General features: G+C 44.2%; 14 protein-coding genes and 1 pseudogene. 4 read left to right on the forward strand and 11 right to left on the reverse strand.

Annotated features, from left to right (window positions below; translation table 11 throughout):
- The first annotated feature begins 7 nt into the window (after positions 1–7).
- Complete coding sequence (locus KFE98_09925) at positions 8–1069, forward strand: Mrp/NBP35 family ATP-binding protein (GenBank protein UTW64435.1); 1062 nt, start codon at positions 8–10, stop codon at positions 1067–1069.
- Between the two features lie 41 nt (positions 1070–1110).
- Positions 1111–1362 carry a NifU family protein gene (locus tag KFE98_09930; protein ID UTW64436.1) on the forward strand — a complete coding sequence of 84 codons (252 nt, stop codon included), beginning with the start codon at positions 1111–1113 and terminating at the stop codon, positions 1360–1362.
- Positions 1363–1805: 443 nt separating this feature from the next.
- Here the strand turns inward: KFE98_09930 and KFE98_09935 are convergent, their stop codons facing one another.
- The 11 genes from KFE98_09935 to miaB form a co-directional block, all read right to left on the reverse strand.
- A complete protein-coding gene (locus KFE98_09935) occupies positions 1806–2555 on the reverse strand; it encodes a glycosyltransferase family 2 protein (protein ID UTW64437.1) in 750 nt (249 codons plus the stop codon).
- A 56-nt stretch (positions 2556–2611) separates the two neighbouring features.
- Entirely contained in the window at positions 2612–3187 is a 576-nt protein-coding gene (lpcA, locus tag KFE98_09940; GenBank protein UTW64438.1) for a D-sedoheptulose 7-phosphate isomerase, read from the reverse strand.
- The gene (locus KFE98_09945) at positions 3187–5277 is read right to left on the reverse strand and encodes a thioredoxin family protein (GenBank protein UTW64681.1); all 2091 of its coding nucleotides are present in this window, start codon (positions 5275–5277) and stop codon (positions 3187–3189) included. The genes lpcA and KFE98_09945 overlap by 1 nt, the downstream gene beginning before the upstream one ends.
- Before the next feature lie 502 nt (positions 5278–5779).
- Positions 5780–6490 carry a queuosine precursor transporter gene (locus KFE98_09950; protein ID UTW64439.1) on the reverse strand — a complete coding sequence of 237 codons (711 nt, stop codon included), beginning with the start codon at positions 6488–6490 and terminating at the stop codon, positions 5780–5782.
- Between the two features lie 90 nt (positions 6491–6580).
- On the reverse strand, positions 6581–8224 hold the full coding sequence (gene groL / locus KFE98_09955; GenBank protein ID UTW64440.1) for a chaperonin GroEL: 1644 nt from the start codon (positions 8222–8224) through the stop codon (positions 6581–6583).
- A gap of 34 nt (positions 8225–8258) precedes the next feature.
- The gene (locus KFE98_09960; protein UTW64441.1) at positions 8259–8534 is read right to left on the reverse strand and encodes a co-chaperone GroES; all 276 of its coding nucleotides are present in this window, start codon (positions 8532–8534) and stop codon (positions 8259–8261) included.
- 173 nt (positions 8535–8707) lie between these two features.
- Positions 8708–9079, reverse strand: coding sequence for a preprotein translocase subunit SecG (secG, locus tag KFE98_09965; GenBank protein ID UTW64442.1), 372 nt, complete (start codon positions 9077–9079; stop codon positions 8708–8710).
- Between the two features lie 4 nt (positions 9080–9083).
- Positions 9084–9989 (reverse strand): hypothetical protein, encoded by a 906-nt coding sequence (locus KFE98_09970; GenBank protein ID UTW64443.1) that lies wholly within the window; start codon positions 9987–9989, stop codon positions 9084–9086.
- A gap of 45 nt (positions 9990–10034) precedes the next feature.
- The gene (locus KFE98_09975) at positions 10035–10553 is read right to left on the reverse strand and encodes an LptE family protein (protein UTW64444.1); all 519 of its coding nucleotides are present in this window, start codon (positions 10551–10553) and stop codon (positions 10035–10037) included.
- Positions 10550–11806 carry a sigma-54-dependent Fis family transcriptional regulator gene (locus KFE98_09980; protein ID UTW64683.1) on the reverse strand — a complete coding sequence of 419 codons (1257 nt, stop codon included), beginning with the start codon at positions 11804–11806 and terminating at the stop codon, positions 10550–10552. The genes KFE98_09975 and KFE98_09980 overlap by 4 nt, the downstream gene beginning before the upstream one ends.
- The gene (gene miaB / locus KFE98_09985) at positions 11807–13225 is read right to left on the reverse strand and encodes a tRNA (N6-isopentenyl adenosine(37)-C2)-methylthiotransferase MiaB (protein UTW64682.1); all 1419 of its coding nucleotides are present in this window, start codon (positions 13223–13225) and stop codon (positions 11807–11809) included.
- 225 nt (positions 13226–13450) lie between these two features.
- Here miaB and topA point away from each other — a divergent pair.
- Positions 13451–15753 (forward strand): annotated as a pseudogene (topA, locus tag KFE98_09990) (type I DNA topoisomerase).
- A gap of 24 nt (positions 15754–15777) precedes the next feature.
- Positions 15778–16941, forward strand: a complete 1164-nt coding sequence (locus KFE98_09995; protein ID UTW64445.1) for a formimidoylglutamase — start codon at positions 15778–15780, stop codon at positions 16939–16941.
- Positions 16942–17000 lie beyond the last annotated feature (59 nt).

Here is a 17000-nt window from a genome sequence, read left to right on the forward strand (position 1 = left end):
CGAAAAGTTGACAGAAAAAGAGGTACTCCACGCTCTCTCCTTTGTGATTGAGCCTGATCTAAAAAAAGACCTGGTTTCCTTAGGTCTGGTAAGCATTAAATCTATCTCCGATAACAAGGTGTCCATTCGGGTGCAAACGAGCAATCCGGCCATGCACAGTAAGAAAAGGCTGGAAGAGGCTTGTGTCCACCAGGTGCAGACCAAAATTGGAGGTGATGTTGAGGTTGAAGTTGAAGTCGTGCCTTTGGATAAGAAGGATGGCGAGAATACCGAACTCAGAAAAGTATTACCTGGCGTAAAGCACATTGTTGCCATTGCTTCAGGTAAAGGTGGAGTAGGGAAATCGACGATTACCTCCAATCTGGCTGCTGGATTGGCCGCAGAAGGATACAAAGTAGGTCTAATCGATGCTGATATTTATGGGCCATCCGCTCCTTTGATGTTTGATGTTCAGGATCAAAAACCTGGAATGATTGAAGTAGGTGGAAAGCAGATGATGACTCCGGTGGAATCTTACGGAGTGAAAATCTTGTCTATCGGTTTCTTTGCAGACATTAACCAGGCGATTGTTTGGAGAGGTCCTATGGCTTCTAAGGCATTGGATCAAATGATTAACGATGTACACTGGGGTGACCTCGATTATATGTTGATTGATCTTCCTCCAGGTACCGGTGATGTTCACCTTTCCATTGTTCAGGCGGTACCGCTGTCCGGAGCTATTGTGGTAAGTACTCCTCAGCCGATTGCCTTGGCCGATGCCCGAAAAGGGATTGGTATGTTTAAGTTGGACTCCATTAACGTTCCTGTTTTAGGTCTGGTTGAGAACATGTCTTGGTTTACTCCAGCCGAGTTGCCCGATAACAAATACTACATCTTCGGAAAAGACGGAGCCAAAGATTTGGCCGACTCCATGGGAGTTGATTTGTTGGGACAGATTCCATTGGTCCAGAGCATTCGTGAAAGCGGCGATGTAGGTCGCCCGGCAGTTTTGCAGGATAACACTCCACAGGCTTTGGCCTTCAAAGACTTGACTCAGAAGTTTAGCGAGTGCCTGTTGCAGAAATCGTAGGACTTTGTGTATTAACTTTGTAGCTCAATTGTTTCGCATTCATGTCAAAGTCAGAATTGTTTGATCGCGTTAATGACGCGCTGGGGGATTTGAAAAAGTTTGTTAGGGAAGATGGGGGTGATCTTGAATTGGTCGAAATTACCTCTGAAATGGTTGCCCGGGTGGAACTCAAAGGAGCCTGCCTGGATTGTTCCATGAACAACATGACCTTCCGTGCAGGAATTGAAGAAGCCATCCTAAAGGATGTACCCCAAATCGCCCGGGTAGAGAGCGTTACTCCACTCAATAATTAAGAGAACACATTTTCAACTCAAACTCTTTCGGATATGTTATCCGAAAGCGATAGCTGCGGATTTGAAATCGGCAACCTGTTACATTCGGATTCCAAATCCGAATGAGGTTCTATGAAAGATGAAGGTTGAGGAGCCTACTGACTGTATCTTATTAGAATTACACGAACTCACTGACTCTTTCGGATATGTTATCCGAAAGCGATAGCCGCGGATTTGAAATCCGCAACCTCTTACATTCGGATTTCAAATCCGAATGAGGTTCTATGAAAGATGAAGGTTGAGGAGCCTACTGACTGTATCTTATTAGAATTACACGAATTCACGAACTCTTCCGGATATGTTATCCGAAAGCGATAGCCGCGGATTTGAAATCCGCAATCCCTTACATCCGGATTTCAAATCCGAATGAGGGTGAAAATTGAAGATTGAAATTTGACCGTTGCCTAAGCCGGCTTTCTAAAGATCTTAGATTTAGCCATTCCCAATTTATTCAGGAAGTACATCCAAGAGGTCCAAAGAACACCTAATCCATAAACCGAACTTCTCTTGAAGTTGATCGAAGAGGCCTCTTCAAAATACTTCGTTGGACAAGTCACTTCTCCAATTTCAAATCCGGCATAGAAAATCTGGGCCAACATCTGATTATCGAAGACGAAGTCATCTGAGTTCACATTGTAATCGATCGATTGCAACACCTCTTTCGAAAAAGCCCGGTATCCCGTGTGGTATTCCGAAAGCTTTTGATTCATCAACAAGTTTTGGGTCAAGGTGAGGAATCGGTTGGCGATGTACTTATAAATAGGCATTCCCCCTTTTAAAGCTCCTTTTCCTAAGATCCGGGAGGCAAGTACCACCGGGTAAAGATCGTTGGCAATAATGTGCGCAATAGAAGGAATAAGAAGGGGCGTGTACTGGTAATCCGGGTGCACCATGATCACGATGTCGGCACCGATTTCGAGAGCTTTGTTGTAGCAAGTCTTTTGATTACCGCCATAGCCCTTGTTCTGCTCGTGACGAATGACATGCTTAATACCAATCTTTCGAGCGATTTCTGAGGTGTTGTCAGGACTGTGGTCATCTACGAGGATTACGTCGTCCACCAGGTCAAAGGGAATCTCCGCATAGGTTTTCTCTACCGTTTTTGCCGCATTGTAGGCCGGCATGACCACTACCACTTTTTTTCCGTTAATCATCGGATCATGAATTTGCGGCAAATGTAGGAAAGTTGTTTCGTCTGAAAAAACCTAGATCAGAGGACGTTCTCTTCCACGTACCCAATTAGGGCATGAATTACTTTAATATGGATTTCCTGAATTCGATCGGCATAACCAAAATGGGGCACACGAACTTCTACGTCGCATTTACCTGCCATTTTTCCACCGTCCTTTCCAGTGAGGCCGATAACCTTCATTCCTCGTTCATGAGCTACATCAATGGCCTTGACAATATTCGCGGAATTTCCACTGGTAGAAATGGCAAACAATACATCTCCAGATTGACCCAGGGCTTCTACCATTCTCGAAAATACGTCCTGATAACCGAAGTCATTAGCAACGCAGGTCAAATGCCCGCTATCCGAAATGGCCAGAGCAGGCAATGCCTTACGATTATCCCGGTAGCGGCCCGATAGTTCTTCGGCAAAGTGCATGGCATCGCTCATCGAACCTCCGTTTCCACAGCTCAGGATTTTGCCTCCGTTTTGAATGCAGGAAACTAAAACCTTACCCGCTTCCTCCACCGATTCCAGGTGGGCCGGATCGGCCAGAAATTGCTCCAATACCTGACGGGCTTCGTCAAATTGGGCTTGGATGGATTGTGCTGCCATTAGTGCTTTCCTTTTTCGAATGCTTTTTTGCCTCGATCTAACCAGTCTACGAATAGTGCAACATCGGGATCGTAAGATGCACTTTCCACCAACTGATTTTCATCATGGTCAATAATTACGTAGTAGGGTTGAGTGTTTGACTCGTAACGAGTGATTTGAAAATCACTCCATTTATTTCCGACTGTCTTAATTGATTTGCCTGTGGCATCACTAACATATTTTTCCGATTCAGGCAGCTCTTTTTTCTCATCGACATACAGGGAAATAAGGACCACATCTTTTCTAAGTCTTTTGAGTACAGGCTCTTCAGACCAAACTTGCTCCTCCATCCTTCGGCAGTTTACACAAGCCCAACCTGTGAAGTCTAACATTACAGGTTTGCCCACTTTTTTGGCATAGGCCATGCCTTCATCGTAATCGTGGAAGCAATTTAAGTTATGCGGACAAGTGCCACTATGCCCACCGGATCCGGCATGATCTTCTTCCGAATTGCTGGAGGAGACAATAGTTGCGGTTTTCCCAACGCCTTGAGGAGATTCAGAATAGAACATGGGAGGTGGGAATCCACTAATCAACTTCAAAGGAGCGCCCCACAAACCTGGTATCAGGTAGATTGTGAAGGCGAGCGTCAAGGTCGCTAAGAGCGACCGACCGACCGATATTTTCTCCGTAGGACTATCATGGGGAAGTCGATATACGCCTAATAAATATAAGGCAAGCATAAAGGAAACGGCAATCCAGATAGCAATAAATACTTCACGTGTCAATAGACCAGCTTGAACTACTAAATCTGCATTGGACAGGAATTTAAATGCAAAAGCCAATTCGAGGAATCCGAATACTACCTTTACCGAGTTCAACCAGCCACCTGATTGTGGAAGGGAATGTAGCCAGCCTGGGAAAGCTGCAAATAGACCAAAGGGCAGCCCTAAACCAAGTCCAAAGCCAAAGAGACCTACAGATAGATAAGTGGCTCCTCCATCCGTTGACAATACACTTCCAAGAAGTAGGCCGATGGCAGGTCCTGTACATGAAAAGGATACTAATATTAATGTAAGGGCCATAAAGAATATCCCAACCATACCACCTTTGTCAGCGGCTCGATCTGCCTTGTTCACCCAAGAGGAGGGAAGAGTGATCTCAAAGGCACCTAGAAAGGAAACTGCGAAAATGATGAAAATGGCAAAGAACGTCAGGTTCAATATCGGGTTAGTCGAAAACTCATTGAAAATATCCGGACTTACCGAAGTAAATAGGTGAAAAGGGACACTACATAGTACATAGATCAAAATGATAGACATACCGTAGGTTACTCCTTTTTTAATTCCTTCAACTCGAGTTTTGCTCTGCTTGGTAAAGAAACTTACAGTCATAGGAATCATCGGGAAAACACAAGGAGTAAGTAAAGCTCCTAATCCTCCTAAGAAGCTGTAAAGTAGAATCTCCCAAAGCGATTTGCCGGATTTTTCTTTGCCTCCAGATGCAGCAGCGCTGTCTTCAACCGGAACCGCATCCTTGGTGTTAATCTCAAAAACAATTTCTTCAGGGGGTAGGCAATTTTTGTCGTCGCATACCATGAAATAAACATCTCCTTTGGCTATGCCTGGTTCACCTTCAAAGCGAATGCGCTGGGCAAAGGATACTTCGTGCTCGTAGAAGGATAGCTCCATTTCGAAATTCGGATCGAATTCTTTGTGGATCTCTCCGCGTTCCTCCGTTTTACCAACTACTTTGAAGTTCCCGTCCTTTTCATTGAACCTGAATTGGGTAGGAACAGGGCCGTCCATCGATTCCAAGTTCTGAGAGTAGAGGTGCCATTTTGGATCCAGAGTAGCAGTGGCTACCAAGTTGTATTCTTTGTCGGAGATCTTTTCGGCCGAAAAGCTCCACTTAATCGGTTGAAGAATTCCACCCGACGGTTGATCGTGTTGAATGCTTCCAGTCAATGAAGCTGCAGCAGTTTCGGTAGATGCTTCTTCTGAAGCGGCCTCTTCTACAAACTCTTCGCTTACCTCGATGGTGCCTGGAGCGATATCAATCTCAAATTCCAAAGCCTCTGGCGGAAGACATTGCTTGTCATCACAAACCATGTAATAGACTTCAACAATTGCTTTTCCAGGAGCGCCGGTCCATTTAATTTTTTGCTTGAAGGTGACCTCGTGCTCATAAAAAGAGAGGTCCATTTTAAAGTTGGGATCGTATTCGTTGTGTAGATCTCCAACTTCTTCGGTTTTTCCAACCAATTGGTAATCGGAACCTGCATTTTTAAAGACTACTTCGGTGGCTACGGGGCCGTCGGCTGAGGGAAGGGTTTGGGAGTATAAGTGCCACTTATCGTCAATCTTGGCGGTAAGTAAAACCTCAAATTCATTCTCTGAAACCTGCTTGCTCTCCTGGCTCCATTTTACGGGATTGAAAATCTGGGCCTGCGACAAGGTGGTAAAACCCAATAAAACTCCGAGTAACCAATACTTCATAACGTCCTAACTAAAAGGTGTAAGGGCCCAAAAGTAGCACTTTTCTTTTTCGAGCAAAGTCTATTTTAATTCATTAACAATAAGCGTTAAAAGGGTCTTTTTTGCGACAAAAAAGCTACTCGGATAGCTCTTCACCGGGTTTCAATCCGAAATAGGACCTCAGGAAATAAACCAGTCCATAAAAGATAGGCGTGTCAATTAGAGCGGCCAGGGCCTTAAACATCCAACCGTCTAATACCATATCACCAATCTCCCCAAAGCTCTTTACTCCTACGAACAAAACACCAACGACCAGAAAGGTGTCCAGAAATTGAGAGAAGATAGTGGAGGCATTGTTGCGCAGCCAAAGGTGTTTGCCCTGGGTCAACTTTTTCCAAAAATGGAAGACACGAACATCTACCAGTTGAGCCACGAGGTAAGCAGTCATACTCGCAAATATGACTCGCCAAGAATTGGCAAAAACCTGATCATAGGTCGCATTGTCCACGGGCGATCCATCGATGGAAGGAAAGTAACTGCCCAACAGGAGAATGAATAAGACGAACAAGGATGCGGCTAACCCGGTAAGAACTACCCGACTCGTTTTGCGACGGCCATAGATTTCGGACAGAACATCGGTAATGAGAAAGGTGATTGGATAGGGAAGTACTCCAGCACTTATTATAAAGGTTTTGAATCCCAGGTCAACTGAAATGAATTTGTTGGCGATCAGGTTGCAGGTAACCAGGGCGGTAATAAAAAGGGCGGCCAAGGCTAAGAAAAGGGCATCTGCCTGTTTGGCTTTTACTTTCGATTTTTCGAGAAGGTCCTGATCCAATGTGTCCATTGCTTCAAATGTAGGGGATAGTGGCTATAAATAAAAAGACCCGTCTGCCAGGGGCAAACGGGTCTCTATTATTTGGTAAGACTGTCAGGCTTACATCATGCCTGGCATTCCGCCACCCATTCCACCTGGCATAGCAGGCATTGCAGGAGCGTCTTCATCTTTTTCTTCACTCAATACGCACTCAGTAGTCAAGAACAATCCAGCCACAGAAGATGCGTTTTCAAGAGCAACACGGGTTACCTTAGTAGGATCAATTACACCAGCACCCAATAGGTTTTCATACTTGTCAGCACGAGCATTGTATCCGAAGTCACCTTCACCTTCGCTCACTTTCTGAACAACTACAGCACCTTCACCGCCAGCATTCTTCACAATCTGACGAAGTGGTTCTTCAATCGCACGACGTACAATAGCGATACCTGTCTTCTCATCATCGAAGTCAGTAGGCAAATCGTTAAGTGCAGAAGCCGCACGAATAAGTGCAACACCACCACCAGGAACGATTCCTTCTTCTACAGCAGCACGAGTAGCGTGTAGGGCATCGTCAACGCGGTCTTTCTTTTCTTTCATTTCTACTTCAGTAGCAGCACCAATGTAAAGTACAGCAACACCACCGGCCAATTTAGCCAAGCGCTCTTGTAGCTTCTCACGGTCGTAGTCAGAAGTAGTAGACTCAATTTGAGCTTTGATTTGCTCAGTACGAGCTTTGATTGCGTCAGCAGATCCAGCACCATTTACGATAGTGGTGTTGTCTTTGTCCAACTCAATTTTCTCACAAGTACCCAAATCCTGAAGAGTAGCATCTTCCAATTTACGTCCTTGCTCTTCAGAGATTACTTGACCACCGGTAAGGATAGCGATGTCTTCCAACATAGCTTTTCTACGATCTCCAAATCCAGGAGCTTTAACAGCAGCAATTTTCAAAGAACCTCTCAACTTGTTTACTACCAAAGTAGCCAAAGCTTCACCGTCCACATCTTCAGCGATGATTACCAAAGCTTTTCCAGTTTGAGCCGTTTGTTCAAGGATTGGAAGAAGATCCTTCATAGTCGAGATCTTTTTGTCGAAGATCAAGATGTAAGGATTTTCCATCTCAGCAATCATTTTTTCGGTGTTAGTCACAAAGTAAGGTGACAAGTAACCGCGGTCAAATTGCATACCTTCTACTACTTCAACAGTAGTATCGGTTCCTTTTGCTTCTTCAACAGTGATTACACCTTCTTTGGTAACACGAGCCATAGCTTCAGCAATCAATTCACCAATGTGAGCATCGTTGTTCGCTGAAATAGTAGCTACTTGCTTGATCTTTTCAGAATCAGCACCTACTTCCTGAGATTGAGAAGCCAGGTTAGCTACAACAGCTGCAACCGCCTTGTCAATACCTCTTTTCAGGTCCATTGGGTTAGCACCTGCAGCAACGTTTCTCAAACCAGTTGAAATAATAGCCTGGGCCAATACAGTAGCAGTAGTAGTTCCGTCACCGGCAGCGTCACCAGTTTTAGAAGCCACTTCTTTTACCATTTGAGCACCCATGTTTTCTACTGGATCTTTGAGCTCAATTTCTTTAGCTACAGTCACACCGTCTTTGGTAATGGCCGGTGCACCGAAGCTTTTATCGATAACCACGTTTCTTCCTTTAGGGCCCAAGGTAACTTTTACCGCATCGGCCAACGCGTCAACGCCTTTTTTCAGACTGTCTCTTCCGTCAACGTCGAAAGTGATCTTTTTTGCCATTTTTCTTGTGTTTAGTGATGTTCTTTAATGGGGATTATACAATAGCGAAGATGTCAGACTCACGCATGATCAGGTAGTCGTTTCCTTCGATTGTGATTTCAGTTCCGCTGTATTTTCCGTAAAGAACAGCGTCACCAACTTTAACTGTGATGGGTTCATCGGGCTTTCCAGCTCCGGCTGCAACAACAGTTCCTTTCTGTGGTTTTTCTTTTGCCGTGTCTGGAATGTAAATTCCTCCGGCGGTTTTTTCTTCAGCAGCAGCAGGCTCTACTACTACTCTGTCCGCTAAAGGGGTGATGTTTAAAGCCATAATTAAAGTGTATTAAAAGAATTAAGTTATTTCTTGTTTCCCGGGGTTCTATCATCTCTTGTGCCAATGATAGCTTGTGGGACAATTTTACAGGATTGCAAAAAAAATGTCAGTATGTTGTGACATACTGACATTCTAAAAATTTTATGGTCGGACTTTAGTCCTAAGATACTCTACTGATTTCCTTCAGCATTTTCTCCTTGCTGTGGAGAAGGCTGCTGCTGAACAGACTGAGGCACTTGTGGAAGTTGAGTAGGATCGTCTTCAATACGTTGGATAACCCCTGAGCCTTCGTCATTAACACCTATAGCCGATCCTCCGGCAGGTCCTTGAATGGCGGCAGCGGCCAAACACAATCCCATCAATACAATAGCCAGGCTCCAGGTTGCTCTTTCCAAGAAATCGGCGGTTTTCTTAACTCCCATCACCTGGTTGGCTGATGAGAATCCACTGGCAAGACCTCCTCCTTTGGATTCTTGTACCAGAACTACGGCTGTCAAAAGCAGACAGTCGATAAATATCAAAATGAAAATGAAATAAAGCATAATCTTATCTTTTTTCCTTCAATTCAGAAATAAGGCGTGCAAAATAACCGCTTTTTTCCGGGAATTTCAAACTTAATTTCTCATAAACTTCTATGGCCTTGTCGAAATGCCCCTGTTTCGCATGAATTTTGGCCAGTGTTTCGGTGACCATATCATCGTCTTCACGAAGGCTTTCACGAGCCATTTTGTCCAGGGAGAAGAATTCGGCTTTGGGCCTGTTGATGGGCACCATCGTAGGTTTTTCGTCTTTTACGGGAGCTGGAATTTCAACCGGACCTTTCTCGATAAATGTCGAAATCAAACTATCGGGTGAAGAAACTTTTTGAGTTTCCTTTTTTTCTACCCTTTTAAGCCAGGATAATAGGCCAGGATCACCCGGTTCTTCAACTGGAGCACTTGGCTGAACTTCCTCTTTTTCTTCTTGAACAACATTTTCAACGGGCTCCTGTGCGCTCAGTTCATCGCTGACCTCACGTTCGATACTCGCCGATACCGCATAACTGAGCAATTGTTTTTCAAGAAGTTCTCTTTCCCGAGCTTCTGCCTCAGTATCCTGAACAGGTTCTTCTATGGTCTCAATAGCTTCGGGAGTAATTTCTGGTTCGGTTTCCGGAGGAGTTTCGAGCTTTTCTTCTACCGGTTCAGGTTCTACCACTTCAAGTGAAGTAGTAATAACTTCGGGTTCACTGGCCACCTCTTCTTCCACCACGTCCACCAATTCCATGGCAGGCTGATGAATAAAATGATAGAGTTTTTCCCGATCAGGGGAGAATAGGGCGGCTTTCTTCAGTTGTTGCTCAAAGCGCAAATCCTGCTGAAGTTGAAATTGCTTAGCCTTTAAGGTTTGCACCAGAGGGATAAAACCGAAAGATTTTTCCCACTTGTCCAGCTCTGCCTGTGATGCTGTCATCAGTTCAGGCGATTGAGTCCACTGCACAAGTTCAGATACATTCATTTACCAGTCTCCTACCGAAGCGTTAAAGATTTCTTGAACCAGCAACTCATTAATTTCTTCAATCAATGTAGCCTCTACTTCGTTCAATTGCCGGGTACTGTTGTAATCGGCATATTGGGTAAAGCGCTTTTCGAAGTTGCGGGTTTCATCCGTTCGGTTCACGAATTTAACAAATACCGTAATCGTTAAACGGTTTTGTGCAGCAACTTCGTCGGCCTGGATTCCCACAGGGGCGGTACGGTATTGCTCGATTTTTCCGGAAAACTGGAGGTCGCCATTGTTCTTTACCAGGTCCAATCGCGTTTGAGTCAGGAAGATATCCCTAAGGGCTTCAGTAAAATCCTGAGAAAGAGTAGGCTGAGCCAGTGGTGCATAATTGGGGAAAACTTCAACCGAAATAGTTTTGACCTTATCATAGTCCAACACGGCACCATTAAAGGTAAACTGAACTCCTTTGCAGGATATCAATGAAGAACTGACCAATACGGCCATAAAAAGATTTCTTAACGTGGCTTTCATTTTAAATGGTACTCATTGATTTTACGGTACAATGTTCTTTCACTAATTCCCAACTCTCGGGCCGCATGTTTTCGCTTGCCGTTGTATTTTTCCAAGGCCTTTTTTATCAATTCCTTTTCCTTTTCTTCAATAGACAGAGACTCTTCTACCTCCTCATGCTCATGAAAGGATGGGCGATTCGGATGAATGATTCGAGGCTCGTTTTCGTTGTAATCAGAAACAATGCCAGGATTTTGATCGATAGGTACAGGATGCACTGTATCGGATTGAACCTCCCCATAAAAGCGGTTGATGATATCCACATTTTCACCACTATTAGGGTTGATCGTTTGATTTTTGATTCCCTCCAAAACCAATTTTTTCAAATCGGTCACATCTTTTTTCATGTCGAAGAGCACCTTGTAAAGAAGTTCACGTTCTGAGAATTCCTGCTCTTCCTTTTTATAGAGTGTAGGAAGTTTTCGCTCCGCAAAATCAGGTAGGTAGGTGATCAGCGTTTCAGCGCCAATTTCACGTACCTGTTCAATTATCGAAATCTGTTCGGTCACATTCTTTAGCTGACGAATATTTCCTTTCCAGGAGTAGTTTTCCAGGACTCTTACTGCTTGTTCATTCAATCGAACTGGAGGCATGCGGTACTTTTCTGCAAAATCAGCGGCAAATTTTCGAAACAAAAGATGAACATCCTCTTTCCGATCCCGAAGAGGTGGGAGTTTAATGGGTACCGTACTTAAACGATAGAACAAATCCTCTCTGAATTTCCCTTTTTCGATCGCTTCGGGAATATTCACATTCGTTGCTGCTGCGATGCGTACATCGGTTTTTTGAACCTTGGAAGAACCCACCTTAATGAATTCACCCGATTCCAAAACGCGTAGCAAGCGAACTTGAGTTTGAAGTGGTAGTTCCGCAACTTCGTCCAGAAAGATTGTGCCGCCATTGGCTACTTCAAAGTATCCCTGGCGTGTATTGTGAGCTCCGGTAAAAGAGCCTTTTTCGTGTCCAAATAATTCAGAATCGATCGTTCCTTCCGGAATGGCACCGCAGTTTACAGCAATGTATTTGTTGTGCTTCCTTTGGCTAAGTTGGTGAATGATTTTTGGGAAATTCTCCTTACCCGTACCACTCTCTCCTGTGATCAGAACAGACAAATCCGTGGGAGCTACGCGCATTGCGGTTGCAATAGCATGATCCAAGGCAGGAGAACTACCAATTATCTTAAAGCGTTGTTTTACTTGTTGTATGGTCATGATTTATACCACTGTTCCTTTTAGGGTAGCAGATGAGCATTCGGTGATTTTAACTTGAACATATTCTCCCGGGCGCATATCGGTGTAAGGGAAAATAACCATGGTGTTTTCAGAAATTCTTCCACACCATTCGTCTTTGTTTCTTTTGGATGGGCCTTCTACCAAAACTTCTTTTACCTCGCCAATAAAACGCTGGTTTCCTTTCAACCCGTGTTCGTTTTGAAGCGAAATGATTTCCGTAAGGCGCTTTGATTTTACATCATCGGGAACATCGTCGGTGAACTTTCGTTCAGCCAGAGTTTTGGGACGCTCCGAATACTTGTACATGTAGGCAAAATCAAATTCTACCGCTTCCATTAGAGAAAGTGTCTCTTGATGTTGCTCCTCAGTTTCGGTGCAGAAACCACTGATAATATCTGTTGAAATGGAACATCCAGGAATTATACGTCGAATAGCGTCGATACGCTCCAGGTACCATTCACGGGTATATCCACGGTTCATTTTCTTGAGTAACTCACTACTTCCAGCTTGAACAGGTAGGTGGATATAGTTGCAAATATTAGGGTAGTCAGCGATGGCGTGTAAAACGTCATCGGTCATATCTTTAGGGTGAGAGGTGGAGAACCGCACCCGAAGTTCCGGACTAACCTCGGCCACCTTGATGAGCAATTGAGCAAAACTAACAGTCGGCTTTTCAGGGTCTTTGATTTCTCCTTTCTTGGTAATATTCCATCGATAAGAATCCACATTCTGCCCCAGAAGAGTGACCTCCCGAAAGCCCATTTCGAATAGTTCGCGGGCCTCTTCTACAATGGTATGCGGGTCACGACTTCTTTCTCTACCGCGGGTAAATGGCACTACGCAGAAGGAACACATGTTGTCGCATCCTCTCATAATAGAGATAAAGGAGGAAACTCCATTGTCGCCCAACTTTACAGGAGAAATCTCAGCATAGGTTTCCTCTCGTGAGAGTAAAACATTTACCGCCTTTTGTCCGCTTTCCACTTCTTGAATCAAGTCAGGAAGGGCTCGGTAAGAATCCGGACCAGCAACAATGTCCACCAGTTTTTCTTCATCGAGTAGTTGAGACTTAAGGCGCTCAGCCATACATCCCAAAATACCCACCATCATTCCAGGATTCTTTTTTCTCTTAATCCCTTTGAAGTGAGTCAAACGATTGCGCACGGTTGTTTCAGCCTTTTCACGAATGGAGCAGGTGTTGATCAAAACCAAGTCTGCCTCATCAGCATCACGGGTAGTCGCAAAACCTTCCTTTTCCAAAATGGAAGCTACGATTTCACTGTCCGAAAAATTCATCGCACAGCCATAACTTTCCAGGTAGAGTTTTTTACCATTTCCAGATTGAGAAGATTCCTTCACAATAGCTTCTCCCTGCACTTTTTCGTCCATCATTTCTTCCATTTGCTGCACTCTTTTTCGGCTCCAGGCCGAGTTTGACTGGCAAAAGTAGCCAAAAGGTAAATGGTGACAAAATGGCATTAATTGGCCGTAACTCCCAGTTTAATAGGGGTGTTTGGTGTGAGGTGAGCTGGTTCTGTTGGATGTGAATTAAGCTTAAAATGCCTGTTTTTTGAATATTCCATTACTTTGCACGACGTAAAAAACGCATCAAACCCCATTGCAAGAATGAATTTGGTAATCGTAGAGTCACCTGCAAAAGCAAAGACTATTGAAGGATTTTTGGGAGACGGCTTCACCGTTAAATCCAGTTACGGACACGTCCGCGATTTGGCCACCAAAGACCTATCCATCGACATCGAAGATGGCTTTGCTCCACACTATCAGGTGATGCCAGATAAAAAGAATGTCATCAAGGAACTCAAGAGTCTAACCAAGAAATCGGATACGGTTTGGCTAGCAACGGATGAGGACCGCGAAGGAGAGGCGATCTCATGGCACCTATATGAGGTGCTGGGGTTGAAGCCCGAGAATACCAAACGTATCGTATTTCACGAGATCACCAAGCCAGCTATATCCAAAGCCATTGAAAATCCACGGTTCATTGATTTGAACCTCGTTGATGCTCAGCAAGCACGCCGTGTATTGGATCGATTGGTGGGTTTTGAACTGTCTCCTGTACTTTGGAAAAAAGTAAAGCCAGCACTCTCTGCTGGTCGGGTTCAGTCTGTTACGGTTAGACTTATTGTTGAAAGGGAAAAGGAGATCGAGCAGTTTGTGCCGGTAGCCTCTTTTAAGGTTTCAGCTGAATTTGTTGTTGAAGGAAATGCCATTTTAAAGGCTGAACTTCCTACACGCTTTGAGCGCGAATCCGAAGCCCTTGACTTTTTAAATACATGTAAGAACGCTCAATTCACGATTGAAAATTTGGAGACTAAACCCTCCAAGCGTTCACCTGCACCCCCCTTTACAACCTCTACTTTGCAGCAGGAAGCGAGCCGGAAATTAGGCTTCTCCGTGCAGCAGACCATGGTGGTTGCTCAAAAACTTTACGAGTCAGGTAAGATTACTTACATGAGAACTGACTCCTTGAACCTTTCGGAAACAGCGATTGAAGGAGCCAAGCAAGAGATTATTGGAAGCTATGGAGATAACTACTCCTTTCCAAGAAGATTTGCCACCCGTTCAAAAGGAGCGCAGGAAGCTCACGAGGCCATTCGCCCTACCAGTTTCTCTTTGCACAGTTTGGAAGGGGATTACAATGAAAAACGACTTTACGACCTGATCTGGAAACGAGCGATTGCTTCTCAAATGGCTCCGGCTCAATTGGAAAAAACGACTGCAACGGTTAATATTTCCGGAAGTGATGAGAAGTTTAAAGCCCAGGGTGAAGTACTAAAGTTTGACGGTTTTATAAAGGTGTACACAGAAGGAACAGATGAAGATAAGGAGTCTGAGCGTTCTGGAATTTTGCCTCCGTTGAAAATTGGGCAAACTCTTGACCTAAAAGAAATTAAGGCGGTTGAGCGATTCACGAATCACCCTCCAAGATATACCGAAGCAAGTTTGGTGAAGAAGTTGGAAACTTTGGGAATTGGTCGACCATCTACTTATGCTCCAACTATTTCTACCATTCAGAAAAGGGGCTACGTAGAAAAAGAAGACAAGGAAGGAAAAGAAAGAAAATACCGGTACTTGAGTTTGTCGGATGGAGAGGTGAAAACTGAAACCAAAACCGAAATTACCGGAGCAGAGAAAAAGAAAATGTTCCCTACGGATATCGGGATCGTGGTTACCGACTTTTTGGTAGATCATTTTCCAAAGGTGTTGGACTACAGCTTTACGGCTGATGTGGAAAAGGAATTCGACCAGATTGCTGAAGGTGGAAGTAAGTGGAACGACATGATTGGTCGTTTCTATGGACCTTTTCATAACAATGTGAACGTAACTCTGGAAGAAAAAGGAAAAGCTACTGGACAGCGTCAGCTGGGTGTAGATCCTGAGTCTGGAAGGAATGTATATGCGCGCATCGGACGATTTGGACCTATGGTTCAAATTGGAGAAGCTGAAGATGAAGAGAAACCGAAATTTGCAAAACTTAGGGCCGGTTCGAAAATTGGAACTATAACCCTCGAAGAGGCGTTGGAGTTATTCCGATTGCCTAAAACCTTGGGAGAATTTGAAGCCAACGAGGTGATTGTTGGAGTAGGAAGATTCGGTCCCTACGTTCGTCATGATGGCAAATTTGTTTCCTTGGGTGAGATTGATCCTATGGAAGTTACCCTGGAACAAGCGGTGGAGCTTATTGAAGCTAAACGTAAAGCGGATGCCAGCGCCATAATCAAGGCCTTCCCGAAGATGACACCGTGAGAGTACTCAACGGTAGATACGGGCCATACATCAAAGTGGGTAAGAAAAACGTAAAGATTCCATCGGGAACCAAGCCCGAGGAATTGACTCTTGAGGAATGTTTAAAACTTGCTGAAAAAGCTCCGGAACGCAAGCGGGGACGCAGGAAAAAAAGTAGCTAATTTTGAGACAGAATCCCCATCATTATGGAGCTGTCGATTTATTTTAAGCAAATTGAATTTTACAACTCGGAGTATACTCCCGAGGACTTGGGTTCAACTATTGCCTTGTTTAATGATGGGGAAGACTTCCCTAATCCAGCAGACTTTGATATTGTTCTAATCGGTGTTCTCGAAGATCGCTTGTCCATTAACAATAAAGGTTGCGCTGAGGCCCCGGATGCCATTCGTAAGCAGTTTTACAAGCTGAAGAACAATTGGGAGGATTGCAAAATTGCCGATCTCGGTAATATTCAACCTGGAGAATCTGTAGAGGATACCTACTTTGCTGTTCGTCAAGTAGTGGCGGAATGTGTTAAAATGGGAACCTTGCCGGTAATCTTAGGAGGAAGTCAGGACTTGACCTTTGCCAACTACCAGGCTTATGAAGAATTGGAGCAGGTGGTAAATATTGTATCCATCGACAACCGATTTGATCTCGGAGATGTAAATGAATCCATTTCGTCTCGTTCCTTCTTAAATAAGATCATTCTTCATCAACCCAATTATTTGTTCAATTATAGCAATTTGGGTTACCAGACCTACTTCACTTCATTGGAAGAGCGTCAATTGATGGAGCGCTTATATTTTGATGTGTATCGTCTTGGAGAGGTGAAAGCAGATATTCGCGAAGTTGAACCGGTGGTGAGAAATGCCGATGTGCTGAGTTTCGATATTTCAGCTATTCGATTCGCTGATGCTCCCGGGAATAAGAACACCACTCCTAACGGATTTAACGGGGAAGAGGCTTGTGCCATAACTCGTTACGCTGGCTTGAGTGATAAGCTATCGTCCATCGGATTCTATGAATTGAATCCTTCGGTAGATCAAATGGATCAGACTTCTTTTTTAGTCTCTGAAATGCTTTGGTACTTCGTAGAAGGTTTCTACAACCGGAAATACGATACCATTAACCGGGATAAGAAAGAGCTTCTTAAATACATTGTAGCGACCAATACAGAGGCCAACGAAATTATCTTTTACAAAAACCTCCGCTCAGATCGTTGGTGGATGGATGTGCCCTATCCAGAAAGTAAACTTTCTCGCTATAGACGTCATCAGCTGGTGCCTTGTTCTTATCAGGATTACCAATTGGCATGCAACGATGAGGTTCCTCAAAAGTGGTGGAGAAACTACCAGAAACTGCATTAGCCCCAACTGTGGATTAATCTTTTAAGTACATCCTAATAGCCTGACGGCCAGTAACTGCG

This window comes from bacterium SCSIO 12741, from assembly GCA_024398055.1.
Taxonomy (GTDB): domain Bacteria; phylum Bacteroidota; class Bacteroidia; order Flavobacteriales_G; family Salibacteraceae; genus SCSIO-12741.

Bases quoted from the DNA above. Each gene is read 5' to 3' on its own strand.
- KFE98_09930 (UTW64436.1), top strand. From the start codon at position 1,111: ATGTCAAAGTCAGAATTGTTTGATCGCGTTAATGACGCGCTGGGGGAT.
- KFE98_09935 (UTW64437.1), bottom strand. From the start codon at position 2,555: ATGATTAACGGAAAAAAAGTGGTAGTGGTCATGCCGGCCTACAATGCG.
- lpcA (UTW64438.1), bottom strand. From the start codon at position 3,187: ATGGCAGCACAATCCATCCAAGCCCAATTTGACGAAGCCCGTCAGGTA.
- KFE98_09945 (UTW64681.1), bottom strand. From the start codon at position 5,277: ATGGTTTGTGATGACAAGCAATGTCTTCCGCCAGAGGCTTTGGAATTT.
- KFE98_09950 (UTW64439.1), bottom strand. From the start codon at position 6,490: ATGGACACATTGGATCAGGACCTTCTCGAAAAATCGAAAGTAAAAGCC.
- groL (UTW64440.1), bottom strand. From the start codon at position 8,224: ATGGCAAAAAAGATCACTTTCGACGTTGACGGAAGAGACAGTCTGAAA.
- KFE98_09960 (UTW64441.1), bottom strand. From the start codon at position 8,534: ATGGCTTTAAACATCACCCCTTTAGCGGACAGAGTAGTAGTAGAGCCT.
- secG (UTW64442.1), bottom strand. From the start codon at position 9,079: ATGCTTTATTTCATTTTCATTTTGATATTTATCGACTGTCTGCTTTTG.
- KFE98_09970 (UTW64443.1), bottom strand. From the start codon at position 9,989: ATGACAGCATCACAGGCAGAGCTGGACAAGTGGGAAAAATCTTTCGGT.
- KFE98_09975 (UTW64444.1), bottom strand. From the start codon at position 10,553: ATGAAAGCCACGTTAAGAAATCTTTTTATGGCCGTATTGGTCAGTTCT.
- miaB (UTW64682.1), bottom strand. From the start codon at position 13,225: ATGGAAGAAATGATGGACGAAAAAGTGCAGGGAGAAGCTATTGTGAAG.
- KFE98_09995 (UTW64445.1), top strand. From the start codon at position 15,778: ATGGAGCTGTCGATTTATTTTAAGCAAATTGAATTTTACAACTCGGAG.